At 73.2% G+C, this 17,558-nt stretch carries 17 protein-coding genes and 1 tRNA gene; 11 read left to right on the top strand and 7 right to left on the bottom strand.

The features are described from left to right. Window positions 1–38: 38 nt before the first annotated feature. Together R2E43_RS30050 and R2E43_RS30045 are read left to right on the top strand one after the other, a co-directional pair. Window positions 39–1,025 carry an aldo/keto reductase gene (locus R2E43_RS30050; protein ID WP_003977155.1) on the top strand — a complete coding sequence of 329 codons (987 nt, stop codon included), beginning with the start codon at window positions 39–41 and terminating at the stop codon, window positions 1,023–1,025. Beyond that, on the top strand, window positions 1,022–3,340 hold the full coding sequence (locus tag R2E43_RS30045) for a helix-hairpin-helix domain-containing protein (protein ID WP_136207469.1): 2,319 nt from the start codon (window positions 1,022–1,024) through the stop codon (window positions 3,338–3,340). The genes R2E43_RS30050 and R2E43_RS30045 overlap by 4 nt, the downstream gene beginning before the upstream one ends. A gap of 63 nt (window positions 3,341–3,403) precedes the next feature. Here the strand turns inward: R2E43_RS30045 and R2E43_RS30040 are convergent, their stop codons facing one another. Further along, on the bottom strand, window positions 3,404–4,195 hold the full coding sequence (locus tag R2E43_RS30040) for a hypothetical protein (RefSeq protein WP_332056725.1): 792 nt from the start codon (window positions 4,193–4,195) through the stop codon (window positions 3,404–3,406). A gap of 47 nt (window positions 4,196–4,242) precedes the next feature. Between R2E43_RS30040 and R2E43_RS30035 the strand changes: the two genes are divergently transcribed. Then, the gene (locus tag R2E43_RS30035) at window positions 4,243–4,431 is read left to right on the top strand and encodes a DUF5703 family protein (protein ID WP_003977152.1); all 189 of its coding nucleotides are present in this window, start codon (window positions 4,243–4,245) and stop codon (window positions 4,429–4,431) included. Between the two features lie 64 nt (window positions 4,432–4,495). Here R2E43_RS30035 and chpC read toward each other — a convergent pair whose 3' ends face one another. The 3 genes from chpC to R2E43_RS30020 form a co-directional block, all read right to left on the bottom strand. Continuing rightward, entirely contained in the window at window positions 4,496–5,275 is a 780-nt protein-coding gene (chpC, locus tag R2E43_RS30030) for an LAXTG-anchored chaplin ChpC (protein ID WP_011027911.1), read from the bottom strand. 179 nt (window positions 5,276–5,454) lie between these two features. Then, the gene (chpH, locus tag R2E43_RS30025; protein ID WP_003977150.1) at window positions 5,455–5,688 is read right to left on the bottom strand and encodes a chaplin ChpH; all 234 of its coding nucleotides are present in this window, start codon (window positions 5,686–5,688) and stop codon (window positions 5,455–5,457) included. A 132-nt stretch (window positions 5,689–5,820) separates the two neighbouring features. Beyond that, the gene (locus tag R2E43_RS30020; protein WP_332056724.1) at window positions 5,821–7,158 is read right to left on the bottom strand and encodes a M20/M25/M40 family metallo-hydrolase; all 1,338 of its coding nucleotides are present in this window, start codon (window positions 7,156–7,158) and stop codon (window positions 5,821–5,823) included. Window positions 7,159–7,331: 173 nt separating this feature from the next. Here R2E43_RS30020 and R2E43_RS30015 point away from each other — a divergent pair. Together R2E43_RS30015 and R2E43_RS30010 are read left to right on the top strand one after the other, a co-directional pair. Beyond that, window positions 7,332–7,419, top strand: a tRNA-Leu gene (locus R2E43_RS30015). 67 nt (window positions 7,420–7,486) lie between these two features. Continuing rightward, on the top strand, window positions 7,487–7,861 hold the full coding sequence (locus tag R2E43_RS30010) for a YchJ family protein (protein ID WP_030870760.1): 375 nt from the start codon (window positions 7,487–7,489) through the stop codon (window positions 7,859–7,861). A gap of 27 nt (window positions 7,862–7,888) precedes the next feature. Here R2E43_RS30010 and R2E43_RS30005 read toward each other — a convergent pair whose 3' ends face one another. Continuing rightward, the gene (locus R2E43_RS30005; protein WP_003977147.1) at window positions 7,889–8,590 is read right to left on the bottom strand and encodes a FadR/GntR family transcriptional regulator; all 702 of its coding nucleotides are present in this window, start codon (window positions 8,588–8,590) and stop codon (window positions 7,889–7,891) included. Window positions 8,591–8,726: 136 nt separating this feature from the next. Here R2E43_RS30005 and R2E43_RS30000 point away from each other — a divergent pair, with 136 nt between their 5' ends. The 4 genes from R2E43_RS30000 to R2E43_RS29985 all read left to right on the top strand — a co-directional run bounded on the left by R2E43_RS30000 (window position 8,727) and on the right by R2E43_RS29985 (window position 12,622). After that, window positions 8,727–9,254 (top strand): gluconokinase, encoded by a 528-nt coding sequence (locus R2E43_RS30000; RefSeq protein ID WP_003977146.1) that lies wholly within the window; start codon window positions 8,727–8,729, stop codon window positions 9,252–9,254. A 96-nt stretch (window positions 9,255–9,350) separates the two neighbouring features. Continuing rightward, the gene (locus R2E43_RS29995) at window positions 9,351–10,748 is read left to right on the top strand and encodes a GntP family permease (RefSeq protein WP_003977145.1); all 1,398 of its coding nucleotides are present in this window, start codon (window positions 9,351–9,353) and stop codon (window positions 10,746–10,748) included. 39 nt (window positions 10,749–10,787) lie between these two features. After that, window positions 10,788–11,549 (top strand): SDR family oxidoreductase, encoded by a 762-nt coding sequence (locus R2E43_RS29990; RefSeq protein WP_003977144.1) that lies wholly within the window; start codon window positions 10,788–10,790, stop codon window positions 11,547–11,549. Continuing rightward, window positions 11,546–12,622: an L-idonate 5-dehydrogenase gene (locus R2E43_RS29985; protein ID WP_011027915.1), complete on the top strand. Its 1,077-nt coding sequence runs from the start codon at window positions 11,546–11,548 to the stop codon at window positions 12,620–12,622. The genes R2E43_RS29990 and R2E43_RS29985 overlap by 4 nt, the downstream gene beginning before the upstream one ends. A gap of 74 nt (window positions 12,623–12,696) precedes the next feature. Here the strand turns inward: R2E43_RS29985 and R2E43_RS29980 are convergent, their stop codons facing one another. Beyond that, the gene (locus tag R2E43_RS29980) at window positions 12,697–14,235 is read right to left on the bottom strand and encodes an APC family permease (RefSeq protein ID WP_003977142.1); all 1,539 of its coding nucleotides are present in this window, start codon (window positions 14,233–14,235) and stop codon (window positions 12,697–12,699) included. Window positions 14,236–14,293: 58 nt separating this feature from the next. After that, window positions 14,294–15,244, bottom strand: a complete 951-nt coding sequence (locus tag R2E43_RS29975; RefSeq protein WP_003977141.1) for a tetratricopeptide repeat protein — start codon at window positions 15,242–15,244, stop codon at window positions 14,294–14,296. Between the two features lie 307 nt (window positions 15,245–15,551). Here R2E43_RS29975 and R2E43_RS29970 point away from each other — a divergent pair, with 307 nt between their 5' ends. Beyond that, on the top strand, window positions 15,552–16,445 hold the full coding sequence (locus tag R2E43_RS29970) for a DMT family transporter (RefSeq protein WP_189283996.1): 894 nt from the start codon (window positions 15,552–15,554) through the stop codon (window positions 16,443–16,445). Between the two features lie 31 nt (window positions 16,446–16,476). Further along, a complete protein-coding gene (locus R2E43_RS29965) occupies window positions 16,477–17,010 on the top strand; it encodes an NUDIX hydrolase (protein ID WP_332056723.1) in 534 nt (177 codons plus the stop codon). Window positions 17,011–17,558: the final 548 nt, after the last annotated feature.

The raw sequence follows: 17,558 nt of genomic DNA, 5'->3' as shown, positions 1-17,558 counted from the left end.
CCCCACAGCGCAAGCCGTGGCCAGTAATGTCGGCGTTCATGGAGCAGAGGCATCTCGGCCGCACCGGCCTGCGTGTGTCCCGCATCGGTCTCGGCACCCTGACCTGGGGCCGGGACACGGACGAGCACGACGCCGCGGACCTCTTGAAGACCTTCTGGGAGGCGGGCGGGACGCTCGTCGACACGGCGGACGTCTACGGCGACGGCGAGTCGGAGTACCTGCTCGGCCGCCTCATGGAGGGCCTGGTGCCGCGCCGGGACCTGGTGATCTCGACGAAGGCCGGCAGCGTTCCGGATCCCGACCGCCGGTTCGACGGTTCGCGTGCCCATCTGCTCTCCGCGCTGGACGCCTCCCTCGCCCGCCTGGGCACGGACCACGTCGACGTGTGGCACCTGCACGCCTTCGACCCGCACACCCCGCTGGAGGAGACGCTGCACGCCCTCGACGTGGCGGTCGGCAGCGGCCGGGCGCGCTACGCGGGGGTCTCCAACTTCTGCGGCTGGCAGCTGGCCAAGGCGGCGACCTGGCAGTTGGCGGCGCCCGGTGTCCGCAACCGGGTGGCGAGCACCCAGATGGAGTACTCGCTGCTCCAGCGGGGCGTGGAGCGGGAGGTGCTGCCGGCCGCCCTGGACCTGGGCATCGGCCTGCTGCCCTCGTCCCCGCTGGGCCGCGGGGTGCTCACCGGCAAGTACCGCAAGGACGCGACCCCCATGGACTCGCGGGGCGCCTCGGACCATCTGGCCCCGTTCGTCGAGCCCTACCTCGACGACACGGCCGGGCACATCGTGGACGCGGTGGCGACGGCGGCGGACGGGCTGGCGGTGACGCCCCTCCAGGTCGCGCTGGCCTGGGTCCGCGACCGGCCCGGGGTGGTCGCCCCGATCATCGGTCCGCGCAACGCGCAGCAGCTCACGGCGGCGTTGTCAGTGGAGACCCTTAGTCTTCCTGACGAGATCTGCCGGGCGCTCGACGACGTGTCGGCGCCCGTGCACCGCTATCCCGATCACGACTGGAGCACGCTGTGAGCACGGAGCCCGAGCCCGTCACCGAGGACACCACGGACGCCGTGGACGCCGGGCCGGAGACCCCGGGCGACGCGACGGCGCCCGCGACGGAGGCCGCCGGGGAGACCGTCCGGCCGGAGGGCGAGCCGGAGACGGCCGATGCCGGGGCCGACTCCGGCACCCGGCCGGTCGAGCCCGCCGGGCAGGGGCCGGACGCCGGGGGCGAGGGCGAGGGTGAGGCGGCCGCACAGGTCTCCGAGGTCGACGCCGAGCTGGCGGCGCAGCGGCTCGAGCGGGAGCGGATCGAGCGGCGGAAGGCCGAGAAGCAGGGGCCGATCGACGCCGGGGGCAAGCTCAGCGGCACGGCGGCCGACCTGCTCGCCGCCGTGCGTGCCGTGGAGAGCGGTGAGAAGCCGGCGGCCGCCGTCTTCGGAGCCCCCGAGCCCGCGCGCCGCCCCGCACCCGAGCCGGTACGACCGTCCCGGCCGACGCCCGCCGAGCCGGCCGCCGCGTCCGCCGGTTCCGCCGGACCGGCACCGGAGACCGTGCAGACGGTGCGGCGGGTACTGGCCGAGGGGGGCGCCCCCGAAGCGCTCGCGCCGCAGACGGCCGCGCTCCTCGGTGAGGGCGCGCAGGAGGCGCTGCGGGCGGACCCCTGGCAGCTGCTCAGGGTCGGTGGGGTGCGGCCGGAGCAGGCCGACGGGTTCGCCCGGGCACTGCTCGGCGCGGAGTGCGGCCCGGACGACGAGCGGCGCGGCCGTGCCGTCACCGTCTGGCTCCTGGAGCAGGCGGCCCTGGCCGGGCACACGGCGCTGGAGCTGCCGCGGCTCGTGGCCACGCTGGCCCAGCGTGGCGTGCCGGATCCCGACGCCGCCGTGCAGAGCACGCTCGCCGAGGGCGAGGCACTCGCCTTCCAGGACGCCCTGGAGGAGACCGGCGCGCACCGGGAGCCCGCGGCGAGCGGCGCGGCGGGGCCGGACCGGGCGGAGGAGCAGGACGAGGGGGGCGAGGAGCGTCCCGTCCGGGTGCTGATCGGTCTGGAGCGGTACGCGCTGGCCGAGGAGAGCCTCGCCGACGGTCTGGCCCGGCTGGTCAACTCGACGCCCAAGCAGGACGGGTCCGCGGCGGACTGGGAGCAGGCCGCCGCCTCCGCGCAGGGCTCCGGCGCCGAACTGATCCGGGCCGTCGCGGCCCACGGACTGGTCCTGCACACCGGCGGCGAGGCGTCGCTGGCCGAGCCCGCCGCCCTGCTGCACGCGGCGCACGCCCTGGGCCTGCGGGCCTGGGCCGCCGCACCGGGACCGCTCGGCCGCGACCGCTTCGGCGCCCTGCTGGGCGACCCGTCGGCCGAGCCGCCCTCCCCGGGCAGCCCGGCCGCTCCCGCCGCCGTCACCGTGGCCGGGCTGCTGACCGGCGCGGAGGGACCGGGCCGGGACGCCGACGGGGCACTGGACCTCGATCTGCTCGTCGTGCTCGACGCGCCGCAGCTCGACGTCGAGGCGGGCGCCCTGCTCGCGGAGTCGCTGCCGGACGGAGCCCGGCTGGTGCTGGCCGGGGATCCGGCGGTGCTCTGGTCCGTGGGCCCCGGCCGGGTCTTCGCGGACCTGCTCGCGGCACGGGTCTGCCCCCAGATCGCCTCGCGGCGTCCGGACCCCGGGCCGCTCGGCGAGCTGGTCTCCGGCATCGGCGTCGGCGAGCTGAGCCAGGTGGAGGCGCCCGGCAAGGAGGTCGTGATCGTGCCGGTGCGGGACGCGGGCGAGGCCGTGCACCGAACCGTCCAGCTCGTGGCGGACTCGGTGCCGCGCGCGATCGGCGTCCCGGCCGAGGAGACCCAGGTCATCACGCCGGGCCACGGCGGTGCCGTGGGCACGCGGGCGCTCAACGCCGCGCTGAAGGAACGGCTCAACCCCGGCCCCGGCCGCTTCGGCGGCTTCGACCCCGGTGACCGGGTCGTCCACACCCCCGCGCCGGGCCGGGTGCTGCCGGGCCGGGTGGTCGGGGCCGACGCCGAGGGACTGCGCCTGTCGTGCGCGGGCGAGACCGTGGTCGTACCCAGAGACCGGGTGGAAGGATCCGTACGGCACGGCTGGGCGCTGACCGCCCACCAGGCACTGGGCGGCCGCTGGCCCGCGGTGGTCGTGGTGCTGCCCGGCGACGCCGTGCCGGCCCTCAGCCGCCCCTGGATCTACACGGCGTTCGGCCGGGCCGCGCGGCACCTGTCCGTGGTGCACGGCGTGGAGCAGGCACTCCCCCGCGCCGTGGCAGAGGTCCCGGCCAAACCGCGCACGACCCGCCTGCCGGTGCTTCTCGCACCGCAGACGCCGGCCGCCGGCTGACCAAGGCCCCCGCCCCTCACGTCGTCCGCCGCCCGGCCGTCCCGGGCCGGGCGGCCACGCCTCTCAGCGGTCCGCCTCCAGGCGGGCCGGTTCGCCGTCCTCGTCCTCGTCCAGATCCGTGTCCAGATCCGTGTCGAGGTCGGTGTCGAGGTCCCCGTCCAGCTCCGTCAGGTCGGCGTCGCCGTCCTCGTCGTCACGGTCCTCGTCGTCCTCGATGTCCTCTTCGTCCTCATCGTCCTCGATGTCGTCGTCGAACTCCTCGTCGAAGACCGTGCTGACGTCGAATCGGCAGACCACCCGCTCCGGGTCGACCTCCTCGAACGGGGCCTGCAGCCACTCGCCGGGGTCGGCGCTCTCGTCCGCGGCCGTCACCCAGAGCGTGGAGTCCCCCTCCTCCAGCCCGAACTCCTTGTGCCGGGAGGCGATCTCGTCCGGCTCGAACTCGCCGAAGAGGAGACCGAGGGCTCCGTGCACCGTTCCCGAGGCCTCGACGTCCGGCGCCTCCTCGTCCGCCGCCTCGACCCGTCGGGCCTGGGCCATCAGCCGCTGCGGCTCGGCCACGGCGTAGTCGCGGCGGATCAGGACGCTCAGCGCACTGGGTTCCTCGGGGCCCGTGTACGGCGGCAGCGTGTCCTCCCCGGGGATCTCGAAGGGAGTGACCTCGTCGTACCGGTCGTAGAGCAGTTCGTCGTACGCCTCCGCGGCCGCGGCCAGCTCGTTGAACGCGTCGTAGACGGCCGGGTCCTCTTCTCCCGACCGGCGTTCGACCGCGGCAAGGTGGCGGTCGAGCGCGGTCTTGACCGCCTCGGCGGCGGCGCGTACCTCGGCAGCGGTGGGCTGCGCAGCATCAGACATAGTGCAGACGCTATCCGTACCGGGCCCCAGCCCGCACAATAGATTCGATGCCGGAATACGAATTTGTCGATGTGTACCTACCGCGCGGGGTCACCCGCAAGGAGGCGGCACGCCAGCTGACGGACCATGCCGAGTACGGACACTGGGAGTTGTACCGCCTGACGCTCCTGCGCGACGGCAGCCGCAAGGTGCGGTTGCGGCGGCGGATCATCCGCCAGGTGCGCGCCACCTGGTGACAGCGGCGGAAACGGAGCGGGCCCCGCCGGTGCGGAGCCCGCTGCGTGTACCGGTGCGCCCGCCTCAGACCGAGGCGCGCGCCTTGCGGTAGAGCACCGTGCCCGCGAGCAGCGCGCCGGCGCCCACCGGCAGGGCGAGGCCCAGCGGCAGGTCGCTGCCGGTCTCGGCGAGCGCCGCGTCGCCGCGGGGCTGGTCGACGGTCTGGGCGCCCGGCCGGTTGCCGTCCGTGGAGTCGCCCGGCGTCTCGTCGTCCGGACCGGAGGGCTTGTCCGGGGTATCCGGGTTGCCGGGATTACCCGGGTTGTGCGGCTCTCCGGGAGGCGTCTCGTGGTCGCCCGGGGGCGTCGAGTGGTCCCCACCGCCTCCGTTGCCGCAGTCGTTGCCGGTGGTCGGGTTGAGGGCACCGACGACGTCGATGCTGTTGCCGCACACGTTCACCGGCACGTCGATCGGCACCTCGACGTGGTTGCCGGAGCCGACGCCCGGCGAGTCCGTGGCGTGACCGCCCGCGTGGGAGCCGCCGTGCGACCCGCCCTCGCCCCCGGAGTCGCCGTACCCGCCGTGTCCGCCGTGCCCACCGTGTCCGCCGGAGGCACCGCCGCCCTGGTTGGCGCACGCGTTGCCCATCGCCGGGTTGAGGACGCCGACCACGTCCACCGTGTTGCCGCAGACGTTCACCGGCACGTGCACCGGGGCCTGCACCGTGTTGCCCGACAGCACGCCGGGCGAACCCGAACTCGTGCCGTGCGCACCCGAGTCCGCGTGGGCGGCGCCGCCCGCGGCGGCGATCACGCCGGTGGCCGCCGCCATCGTCATCAGGCCCTTGCGGGTAGCCTGTCGCATTTTGCTGAATCCCTGCCTTGTCCTGGTCCCGTGGTACCGAGAATGCCGAGAGTGCCGGAATTCCGGCGCTGCCGTCGCCCCGCTGCCCCGAATGTCCCCCGAAAGGCCGTCGGCCCCGGAGCGCATGGCGTGCACTCCGGGGCCGGCGGAATCAGATCCTCACGGGGCGAGGCACAACGTCACTTGTTGATGCAGACGTTGCCGAAGGCGGGGTTCAGCAGACCGATCACGGAGATCGTGTTGCCGCAGACGTTCACCGGCACGTGCACGGGAACCTGAACGACGTTGCCGGAAAGGACGCCGGGCGAGTGCACGGCGGCACCCTGGGCACCGGAGTCGGCGACGGCCATGCCCGCGCCCGCGAGAACCAGACCACCGGTGGCTGCCGCGGCGGCGACGACCTTCTTGAGCATTGTTCCTCCTAGTTGGCAAACGCGATCCCAAAATTGCCGATCGCATCACCTGTAACGAGGAGGGAGTAATGAGGCTACGAGCTTATGAGCGCATTCACTCGCCCCGGTCACCTCCCGCACGCACGGGCGAATTCAGGACGCGTCGATGAAGCGGTCGAGCACCCGCACGCCGAACTGGAGTCCCTCGACCGGCACCCGCTCGTCCACTCCGTGGAACATGCCCGCGAAGTCCAGCTCCGGGGGCAGCTTGAGCGGCGCGAAGCCGAAGCCCCGGATGCCGAGTTCGTCGAAGGACTTGGCGTCCGTTCCGCCGGAGAGCATGTAGGGCACCGCCTTCGCGGCCGGGTCCTCGGCCACCAGGGCGGACTGCATCGCGTCGACCAGTGCTCCGTCGAAGGTGGTCTCGACGGCCTTGTTGGCGTGCACGTCCTCGCGCCGCACGTGCGGTCCGAGGATGCGGTCTACGTCGGCGAGGAACTCCTCCTCGTACCCGGGCAGGTAGCGCCCGTCGATGTGCGCGGTGGCCTCGCCGGGGATGACGTTGACCTTGTAACCCGCACCCAGCTGGGTCGGGTTGGCGGTGTTGCTCAGGGTGGCGCCGATGAGCTTGGCGATGCCGCCGAGCTTGGCGAGCGTGCCCTCCATGTTCTCCGGGTCGAGGTCGGTGCCGAGCGCGTCGCCGAGTTCGTCGAGGAAGGCCCGGGTGGTCTTGGTGACGCGGACCGGGAACGTGTGCCGCCCCAGACGCGCGACGGCCTCCGACAGTTCGGTGATGGCGTTGTCGCGGTGGATCATCGACCCGTGCCCCGCGGTGCCGGCCACCGTCAGCTTCATCCAGTAAATGCCCTTCTCGGCCGTCTGGATCAGGTACAGGCGGCGCTGCTCGTTCACGGTGAAGGAGAAGCCGCCCACCTCGCTGATCGCCTCGGTGACGCCCTCGAAGAGGTCGGGGTGGTGGTCCACGAGGTGGCGGGCGCCGTACGTGCCGCCGGCCTCCTCGTCGGCCAGGAACGCGAGCACGATGTCCCGCGGGGGCTTGCGCCCGCTGCGCAGCCGGTCGCGGACGACCGCGAGGGTCATCGCGTCCATGTCCTTCATGTCGACGGCACCGCGCCCCCACACGCACCCGTCGGCGACCTCGCCGGAGAAGGGGTGGTGGGTCCAGTCGTCCGCGTTGGCCGGGACGACGTCGGTGTGGCCGTGGATGAGCAGCGCGGGCCGGGACGGGTCCTCGCCCTCGATCCGGGCCACCGTCGAGGCGCGTCCGGGGTGGGACTCGAAGATCTTCGGTTCCAGTCCCACCTCGGCGAGCTTCTCGGCGACGTACTCGGCGGCCTTGCGCTCGCCCGGCCCCGAGTGGTCGCCGTAGTTGCTGGTGTCGATCCGGATCAGCTCGCGGCAGAGGTCGACGACCTCGTCCTCGCCGGTGACGGTCCTGGCCGTGCCCGTGGCCGTGCCCGAGTCGCTCACGTGGTTCCTCCCGCTGTCACTGCTGACGTCACTGCTGCTGTCACTGCTGGTGGCACCCCCTCATCCTCCCCCCGTGGCCGTCCGGACCCAAGAAGGGGGTGATCGGCCACCCCGGAAAGCCTGGTAATGTTTACGTCGTCGCCAAGGGGAACACCCCACGCGACAGACACCTTGTCCGGGTGGCGGAATGGCAGACGCGCTAGCTTGAGGTGCTAGTGCCCTTTATCGGGCGTGGGGGTTCAAGTCCCCCCTCGGACACCAGCTGAAACCCCTGCTGAGCAGGGGTTTTCTGCTTTTCCTGCACCGTGTCTCCCCTACAGTGGTCACCATGCCCACCCCTCCCTGCCCCTGCGGGCGGTCCGAGTCGTACGAGAAGTGCTGCGGCCGTTTCCACGGCGGGACCGCCGCCGCCCCGACCGCCGAGGCCCTGATGCGCTCGCGCTACTGCGCCTTCGTGCAGGGGGACGCGAGCTACCTGCTGCGCACCTGGCACCCCCGCACCCGGCCCGCGCGGCTCGACCTCGATCCGGGCATGCGGTGGACCGGGCTGGAGATCCTGGACACGGCCGACGGCTCCGCCTTCCACACCACCGGGACCGTGACGTTCCGGGCGTCCTACCGCGGCGGCTCGCTGCACGAGCGGAGCCGGTTCGAGCGGGTGGACGGGGCGTGGGTGTACGTGGACGGGGAGTTCCTCGACTGACGACGCCGCCCCCTGCCGCCCCGGCGCTCAGGGCGCCAGGATGTCCAGCTCCTGGAGGGCCCCCTCGGTGATCTCCCGGGTCAGCCGCTCCGCGCGCTCGGCGTCGCGGGCGCGGACCGCCTCGGCGACCTGGACGTGCAGGGTGACGGCGGCCGGGTCGGGGTCCTCGAACATCACGTCGTGGTGGGTGCGGCCGGCCAGGACCTCGGCGACGACGCCGCCGAGGCGGGCGAACATCTCGTTGCCGGAGGCGGTGAGGATGACGCGGTGGAAGGCCACGTCGTGGAAGAGGTACTCCTCCAGCCGGTGACCGCGTGAGTTGGCGACCATGCCGAGCGCGCACTCGGTCAGCTCGGCGCACTGCTCCGCGGTGGCGTGACGCGCGGCGAGGCCGGCTGCGACCGGTTCGACGGCCGACCTCAGCACGGTCAGGGAGCGCAGCTGCCGGGGGCGTTCAGAGCCGGCCAGGCGCCAGCGGATGACCTGCGGGTCGTAGACGTTCCACTCGCACTCGGGCAGGACGGTGACGCCCACGCGGCGGCGCGACTCGACGAGGTGCATGGACTCGAGCACCCGGACCGCCTCCCGCATCACGGAGCGCGAGACCTCGAAGCGCTGCGCGAGTTCGTCCGTGCGCAGAACGCTGCCCACGGGGTATGCGCCCGCTGTGATCGCGGGGCCGAGGGTGTCCAGTACGCGGCCGTGCAGCCCCCGGCCCGGTGTGCTCATGCACTCAGCGTACGGGGCATGTCACGGGAACAAAAAGTCAGACTTATACGTCACAGACTCTTGAAGTTGTCGTACTAATGAGTTTCAGTTGCGTCGACATCAGGTGTCGACGAAGACAGCAGACAGCGAGAGTGCGATGCAGCAACTGCACACCCCCCACGTGGTCGTGGTCATGGGCGTCGCGGGCACCGGGAAGACCACCATCGGTCCCCTGCTCGCGGCCCGGCTCGGCGTTCCCTACGCCGAGGGCGACGACTTCCACCCTCCGGCCAACATCGCCAAGATGACGGCCGGCACCCCGCTCACCGACGAGGACCGCTGGCCCTGGCTGGACGCCATCGGCGGCTGGGCGCACGGGCGTGCCGGGCTCGGTGGGGTGGTGAGCAGTTCGGCGCTGAAGCGGTCGTACCGCGACCGGCTGCGGGCCGCCGCTCCCGGTGTCGTCTTCGTGCATCTCACGGGCAGCCGTGAGCTGATCGAGGACCGGATGTCGCACCGGCAGGGCCACTTCATGCCGACGGCCCTGCTCGACTCCCAGTTCGCCACGCTCCAGCCGCTGCAGCCGGACGAGGCGGGAGTCGCGGTGGACGTCGCCGGCACCCCCGAGGAGATCACCGAACGGGCGGTCGACGCCCTGAAGGGCCTTCCCGGGCCGGTCCAGTAACCCCCGCACCCCCCCCACCTCCCCCGGGGTCGTGCCGCCCTCCGCGCGCACGGCCCCGAACTCCCCCCGAATCCCCATCACCGCAAGGGAACCACCGTGACCAGACTCAGCGTCGAGATGCTGGCAGCGGACCCCGTCGAGCCGATCACCTCGGCGGGCCACGCCCAGCTGGGCATCGCCGTGCTCCTGGGCATCGCCGTCATCGTCCTGCTCATCACCAAGTTCAAGCTGCATGCCTTCCTGTCGCTGACCATCGGGTCGCTGGCGCTCGGCGCGTTCGCCGGTGCGCCGCTGGACAAGGTCATCACCAGCTTCACCGCCGGGCTCGGCTCCACCGTCGCGGGCGTCGGCGTCCTGATCGCCCTCGGTGCGATCCTCGGCAAGATGCTCGCCGACTCCGGCGGCGCCGACCAGATCGTGGACACCATCCTGGCGAAGGCCACGCCCCGTTCGATGCCGTGGACGATGGTGCTGATCGCCTCGGTCATCGGACTGCCGCTGTTCTTCGAGGTCGGCATCGTGCTGCTGATCCCGGTCGTCCTGATGGTCGCCAAGCGCGGCAACTACTCGCTGATGCGGATCGGCATCCCGGCGCTGGCCGGTCTGTCCGTGATGCACGGCCTGGTCCCGCCGCACCCCGGCCCGCTGGTCGCCATCGACGCGGTGGACGCCAACCTCGGTGTGACCCTGGCGCTGGGCGTGCTGATCGCGATCCCCACCGTGATCATCGCCGGTCCGGTCTTCTCGAAGTACGCGGCCCGCTGGGTGGACGTCCCGGCCCCCGACCGCATGATCCCGCAGCGCGCCTCCGAGCGGCTGGACAAGCGTCCGAGCTTCGGCGCCACGCTGGCCACGATCCTGCTGCCGGTCGTGCTGATGCTGCTCAAGGCCCTGGTCGACATCATCATCGACGACCCCGACAACGTGGTGCAGCGCACCTTCGACGTCATCGGCAACCCGCTGATCGCCCTGCTGGTCTCGGTGATCGTCGGCATCTTCACGCTGCTGCGGCCCGCCGGGTTCGGCAAGGACCGCCTCTCCGGCCTGGTCGAGAAGGGGCTGGCGCCCATCGCCGGCATCCTCCTGATCGTCGGCGCGGGCGGCGGCTTCAAGCAGACGCTGATCGACTCGGGCGTGGGCCAGATGGTCCTGGACATCTCCAAGGACTGGTCGATCCCGGCGCTGCTGCTCGCCTGGCTGATCGCGGTGGTGATCCGGCTGGCGACCGGTTCGGCGACGGTGGCGACCGTCTCGGCGGCCGGTCTGGTCGCGCCGCTGGCGGCCGACATGTCGACCACGCACGCCGCCCTGCTGGTCCTGGCCATCGGCGCCGGTTCGCTCTTCTTCAGTCACGTCAACGACGCCGGCTTCTGGCTGGTGAAGGAGTACTTCGGGCTGAACGTGGGGCAGACCATCAAGACCTGGTCCGTCATGGAGACGATCATCTCGGTGGTCGCCGGTGCCCTGGTCCTGCTGTTGTCCCTGGTCATATAGCCGCACCACGCACCGGCCGGCAGGAACAGGAGTACGACGATGACGGCCCACCCCCTCTTCGACATCGGCGGGCGCACCGCCCTGGTGACCGGCTCCAGCCGGGGCATCGGGCTGGCGCTGGCCCGGGGCCTCGCGGAGGCCGGCTGCCGGGTGATCCTCAACGGGCGCGACGGCGACCGCCTGGCGAAGGCCGCCGCCGGGCTGCCCGGCGAGGTCCACACGGCGGTGTTCGACGTGACCGACGGTCCGTCCGTGACCGCCGGGATCGCGGAGGCCGAGGAGCGGGTGGGTCCGCTCGACATCCTGGTCAACAACGCCGGAATGCAGCTGCGGGCGCCCCTGCTGGAGTTCACGGACGCCGACTGGCACCGCATCCTGGACACCAATCTCACCACCGCCTTCCTGGTGGGCCGGGAGGCCGCGCGCCGGATGACGGAACGCGGCCACGGCAAGATCGTGAACATCTGCTCGCTGCAGAGCGAGGTGGTCCGCCCGGGCATCGCGCCCTACGCGGCCACCAAGGGCGCGCTGAAGATGCTCACCAAGGGCATGTGCGCCGACTGGGGCCCGTACGGCGTCCAGGTCAACGGTCTCGGCCCCGGTTACATCGAGACCGAGCTGACCCGGCCGCTCGTCGAGGACGAGGAGTTCAGCACCTGGGTGCGCGGCCGCACTCCGGCGGGCCGCTGGGGCCGTACGGAGGACCTGGTGGGCGGGCTGCTGTTCCTCGCCTCGCCGGCCGCGGACTTCGTCAGCGGACAGATCCTGTACGTCGACGGCGGAATGACGAGCGTGCTGTGAGCGCCGGCGAGCGGGTCCCGGAGGAGTTCGTGCCGGGCTGTGTGATCCACGGGGCGGGCGACCTGCGGGTGACCGACGTACCGGTCCGGCCGCCCGGCCCGGGCGAGGCGCTGGTCGCCGTCCGCTACGGCGGGGTGTGCGGCTCGGACCTGCACTACTGGCGGCACGGCGGGGTCGGCGACTTCCACCTGCGGGAGCCGATGCTGCTCGGGCACGAGGTGGTCGGGACGGTCGTGGCGTACGGCTCCCCGGACACACCGGGTCCGGCGGCCGGGACGTCCGTCGCCGTGCACCCGGCGACCCCGTGCGGGGTGTGCCCGGAATGCGTGGACCGGCGGCGCAACGTCTGCCGGGACACCCGCTACCTGGGCAGCGCGGCCCGCTTCCCGCACGTCCAGGGCGGCTTCGCGGCGCGGATCGTGGTCCCCGCCGGACAGCTGCGCCCGCTCCCGGCCGGGCTCGACCCGCGCCGCGCCGCCCTCGCCGAGCCGCTCTCCGTCGCGCTGCACGCCGTGCGCCGGGCCGGTGATCCGGCCGGCCGGCACGTGCTGGTCACCGGTGCCGGGCCGATCGGCTGCCTGGTGGTCGCGGCGGCGAAGGCGGCGGGCGCGGCCCACGTGACCGTGACGGACCTGCTGCCCGCGGCCCTGGAGTACGCGCGGGCCGCCGGCGCCGACACCCTCGTACGGGCCGACGACCCGGACGACGCCGGTTGGCCGGTGGAAGTGGACACCGCCGTCGAGGCCTCCGGGGTGGCCGCGGGCCTCGACACCTGCCTGCGGCTGGTGCGGCGCGGCGGCGTGGTCGTCCAGCTCGGCATGCTGCCCCCGGGGCAGAGCCCCTTCGCCGGGAACCTGCTGGTGAGCCGGGAGATCGAGCTGCGCGGGGCGTTCCGCTTCGACGGCGAGTTCGACGACGCGCTGCGCCTGCTCGCGGCCGAGCCCGCGTTCGACGCGCTGGTCAGCGCGGTGGTACCGGTGCGGGACGCGGCATCGGCGTTCGAACTGGCCGCGGACCGGAGCCGGTCCTGCAAGGTGCTGCTGGACTTCGGCGCGGCCCCGGCCGCCGTCTGAGTCGCGAGTCGCACCCCGCAGGCGGCCGGGGCCCGGAGGCGTCGGGTCCGGGCGGTCCCCCGCGCCCGCCCGGGTCAGGAGGACGCGGCCTTGTCCAGCTGGAACGCCTCGTTGCCCTGGCCGATGCGGGCGTGCCGTTCGGGCGCCCGGGAGCGCAGGACGAGGCCCTGCACCACGCCCGCGACGGCGGCCAGGCCGATGATGCCGGGCAGCACCCGGCTCAGGGCGGAGCCGGGTCCCGCGCCGACGAGGACGTCGAAGTCCTTGACCGTGTACCCGGCGATCACCAGCAGGGCGATGCCCGCGACGGTGGAGGTGACCAGGCGCACCCTCTGGGCCCCGGCGGCGCCGCGCCGGACGAAGAAGGCCACGACGGAGAACGAGGCGGCGGCCATCAGCACGATCACGCCGAGGGCCCCGATGTTGCCGCCCCAGGTGAACAGGTGCAGTACGGGCTCGGTGGGGTCGCCGTTCGGCTTGTCGTCGGCGATCGCGAAGCCGATGACGACGACCGCGGACACGGCGGTCTGGAGCAGCGAGCCGGTACCGGGCGCGCCGCTGGTGCCGCTGGTCCGCCCGAAGGCGGCGGGCAGCAGCCCCTCGCGCCCCATGGCGAACGCGTACCGGGCGACGACGTTGTGGAAGCTCAGCAGCGCGGCGAACATCCCGGTGACGAACAGGACGTGCAGCACGTCGGTGAAGGTGTCGCCGAGCCGTGACTCGGTCAGGAAGAACAGCAGTCCGGCGCTCTGCTCCTGCGCGGTGCCGACGATCTTGTCCGGGCCGGTGGCCACGGTCAGGGCCCAGCTGCTGAGCGCGAAGAAGACGGCCACCCCGCCGACCGCCAGGAACATGACACGCGGAACGAGCACGTGGGGCCGGCTGGTCTCCTCGGCGTACACGGGCGCCTGCTCGAAGCCGAGGAAGGCGGCGATGCAGAAGCAGAGCGCGGTGCCGACCCCGGCGCCGCTGAGGGTGTCCGGGTCGAAGGCATGCAGCGACAGCCCCTGGGCCCCCGGGTCGGTGACGGCGGCGATGTCGAACACCACCACCAGCACGACCTCGATGAGCAGCAGTACGCCGAGCACCCGCGCATTGACGTCGATCTTCAGCCACCCCAGCGCGCCGACGGCGAGCACCGCCAGCAGGGCCGGGATCCACCAGGCCACGTCGAGGTCGGCGTAGGTGGCGAGCAGGCCGGAGACCTCGAAGCCGAAGATGCCGTAGATGCCGACCTGGAGGGCGTTGTAGGCGACCAGCGCGACCAGGGCCGCGCCCGCGCCGGCGGTGCCGCCGAGCCCGCGGGAGATGTAGGCGTAGAAGGCGCCCGCGTTGTGGACGTGCCGGCTCATCTCGGCGTATCCGATGCTGAACAGGATCAGCACCACGCCCAGCACCACGAAGAGCAGTGGCTGCCCGACGATGCCCATGACCGCGAAGGTGGTGGGCATGACGCCCGCGACCACCATCAGCGGGGCGGTGGCGGCGAGCACGGACAGGAGCAGCCCTCCCGTGCCCAGCCGGTCGGCGCGCAGCGCGCGCTCCTCGCCCTTGAACGTGCTGATGGCGCCACCGCTCGCGGAACTGCTCGTGCTCGAACTGCCCGTGGTCATCGGAGGACGTCCTTCTCTCGTGTCTCTTGTGGGTGTGTGCGTCGGGTCTTTCGGGCGGTCAGGCCGTGCCGAGCGCGCCCGCGCGGGCGGCACGGAAGGCGGAGAACGGGTCGCGGTCCGGGTACGACCACGGGGCCGGCGTGGCGTGCTCGCCGATGCGGTGGAACAGGGCGGCGGCCTCGGCGCCGCGGCCCTCGCAGGACTTGGCGTGGGCGAGGAAGTTGAGGTCGATCAGCCGGCGCGGGTGACCGTCCTGCTCCCACTCCAGCCACCAGTCGAAGGCCGCCTTCATCACCAGCCGGGCGCGCCGGCCGACCCAGTGCCCCGAGGCCCGCGGGTCGGGGGACTCGTGGCCCGCGGCGGCCAGCACGCGGTAGCGCTCGGCGTGCGCGACGACCGGGAGGATGGCCAGCGGGGAGTCGGCGGGTGCCTGCTCGGCGGCCCAGTTGGCGAAGTCGTACACCTCGTGCAGCGGGTCGGGGCCGCCGTCGCCGCCGCGCTCGGCGAGCCCGGCCACCATCAGGTGGTGGGCGTGGTGGTGGTCGGCGTACCGTCCGCGCACCTCGTCGAAGACCCGGATGACATCCTCGTCGGCGCCCAGGGAGCGTTCCAGCACGAGGAGCCCGAGCCAGGGCGTGGGGTCGTCCGGCACGAGGGCGGCAGCGGCCCGGCACGCCTCGCGGACCCGGTCCGGCTTCTCCTTCCCGCGCAGGGCCCGGTGCACCAGGGCGTGGGCGAGCAGTACCGACGCGTCGGCGGAGTCGGGCTCGGCGAGCAGCCACTCGCGGGCCCAGGGGGCGCAGTGGGACTCCTTGGCGAGAACGGCCACCCGGTGGCCCCGGCGGTCCCAGTCGTCACCCGTGTGGACCAGCAGCGAGCGGACGGACTGCCACCGCCCCTGGGCCAACGCCGCACGTGCGGCGACGAGTTCGGCGTCGTCGAGGGCCTCGTCGAAGGCCTGGGCCGCGCGTTTGCGGCCGCGGCCGAGGGGAGGCGGGGGTGGGGACACCGCGGGAAACTTCCTCACGCGACGCGGTAGGTCGTCGTAGCCGGACTGCCATGACCGGATTGCCATGAACTGATCACGCACAGCAAACCGGCAGCCAATGCTTGACGTCAAGAGGAGTCAGCCTGTTACACGCGTCAACTCACGTGACAGCAGGGGAACTTGCTCCCTCACCACCCCCTCGTCGCCGCTCCGGGCACCCGCCGCGGCCCCGCCCCCGAATGCGCCACTCGTCCGGCATCCGTCGCCCGCCCGCACTAGAGTCGTCCCCGACGCCCCCGTGACCCGACTGACGATCGAGGTACGCAGCGTGTCGGTTCTCGTCCTGGTCCTCGCCGTGTGCGCCGCATGCTGTCTGGGTTTCGGCTTCGTCCTCCAGCAGAACGCGGCCCAGCGCGCCCCGCTGGGCGACTTCCTCTCGCCCCGCCTGCTGCTCGACCTCGTCCGGGTGCCGCGCTGGCTGGCCGGCATGGGCCTGATGGTGGCCGGTCTGGTCCTCGGCGCGATCGCGCTGGGCGGCGGCGAACTGACCCTCGTCGAACCCCTCCTGGCGACGAATCTCCTCTTCGCCCTCGCCCTCTCCCGCATCCAGACCCGGCAGCCGCTGGGACGCCAGGGCTGGGCCGGTCTGGCACTGCTCGCCGGCGGGGTGACCGCGTTCATCCTGGCGGGCGAGCCGCGCGGGGGCAGTGCGGTGACCGACCCGCTGCGGCACTGGCTGATCGTCGGCATCATGCTGGGCCTGGCCCTCCTGCTCACTCTCTGCGCCGCCCGCCTGCGGCTGACCTGGGGCCCGACCCTCCTGGCACTGGCCGCCGGCCTGGTGTACGGGGTGCAGGACGCGCTGACCCGGGTCAGCGGCCGACGCTTCTCGGCGGGCGGCCTCGCGGAAGTGCTGACGAGCTGGCAGCCGTACGCCGTGGCGGTGCTCGGGATCACCGGCCTGGTCCTGGTCCAGAGCGCCTTCGAGACGGCGCCCCTGCGCAGGTCGCTGCCCGCGCTGACGGCGGCCCAGCCGCTCGCGGGCATCGCCTGCGGGGTGGGCTTCCTCGGCGACCGCCTGCGCACCGACGCCGGGGCGCTCGCCTGGCAGGCGGGCGGCCTCGCGGCGGTCGTGGCGGGCATCGTCCTGCTGGGCCTGCACCCGGCGATGCCGCAGGGCACGGGCGAGAGCGGGCGCGAACGGGCGCTGGAGCGGAGCTGAGGCCTGCGGCGTCTGCTGCTTGGATGGGCTGATGAGCTCTGCTGACGAGATCCTCGACATCGTCGACGAGAACGACCGCGTCGTCGGACAGGCCCGTCGTGGCGACGCGTACGCGCAGGGGCTGCGGCACCGGTGCGTGTTCGTGTGGGCCCGGGACCCCGAGGGGCGGGTCTTCGTCCACCGCCGCACGGCGACGAAGCTGGTGTTTCCCGCGCTGTACGACATGTTCGTCGGCGGGGTGGTCGGCGCGGGCGAATCCTACGACGACGCGGCGCTGCGGGAGGCGGAGGAGGAACTGGGGGTGAGCGGACTGCCGCGCCCGGAGTTCCTGTTCAAGTTCCTGTACGACGACGGGGCCGGGCGGACGTGGTGGTCGGCGGTGTACGAGGTGCGGGTGGCGGGGGCGGTGTCTCCTCAGGTGGAGGAGGTGGCGTGGCACGGGTTCCTGCCGGAGGCGGAGCTGGAGGGACGGCTCGGGGAGTGGGAGTTCGTGCCGGACGGTTTGTCGGCGTATGCGCGGCTGCGGGCTTGGCGGGGGGCGAGTGGGCCGGGGCCGGTCGGGTGACCCACGGGGTGCCGCGTGACCCGGCGTGGTCCCGGCACCCGGGGCGGGTGCGGGCGCGAGGGGGGACGCGGCCCGGCGTTGCGGGGTGCCGCTGCGCCCACCCGTGCCGCCCCAGCGGCACGACTGCCCGCAGCGGCGGCGGCATAGCGGCGGCGGCCCGCAGCCGGGGCGGGGACGGGCGGTCAGCCGCGTACGGCGATGAGCGGGACGCGGAGCGAGGCCGGCCAGCAGCCGCGTACGGCGAGAAGCGGGACGCGGAGCGTGGGCGGGGAGAGCCGCGTACGGCGGGACGGGGACGCGGAGCGAGGGCGGGGAGAGCCGCGTACGGCGAGGAGGGGTACCCGGAGCGTGGGCGGGGAGAGCCGCGTACGGCGAGGAGGGGGCGTGTCGGGGGGTGTCCGCCCGCAGCGGTTGGCGCGTCAACGCCCCGAGCCTCCGTAGCCAACCGATTCCGCGCCGTTCCGAGGACGGACACCCCCCGGCGCGCCCCCGACCCACCCACCGGACAAGCCGCGCTACGCGCACCCCCACCGCACCCGCACAGGCCG

Origin of the sequence: Streptomyces violaceoruber (assembly GCF_033406955.1) — a bacterium.
GTDB classification, from domain to species: Bacteria; Actinomycetota; Actinomycetes; order Streptomycetales; family Streptomycetaceae; genus Streptomyces; species Streptomyces violaceoruber.
Note: the sequence above shows the minus strand (reverse complement) of the source record. Positions and strands in the feature narration are given on the sequence as shown.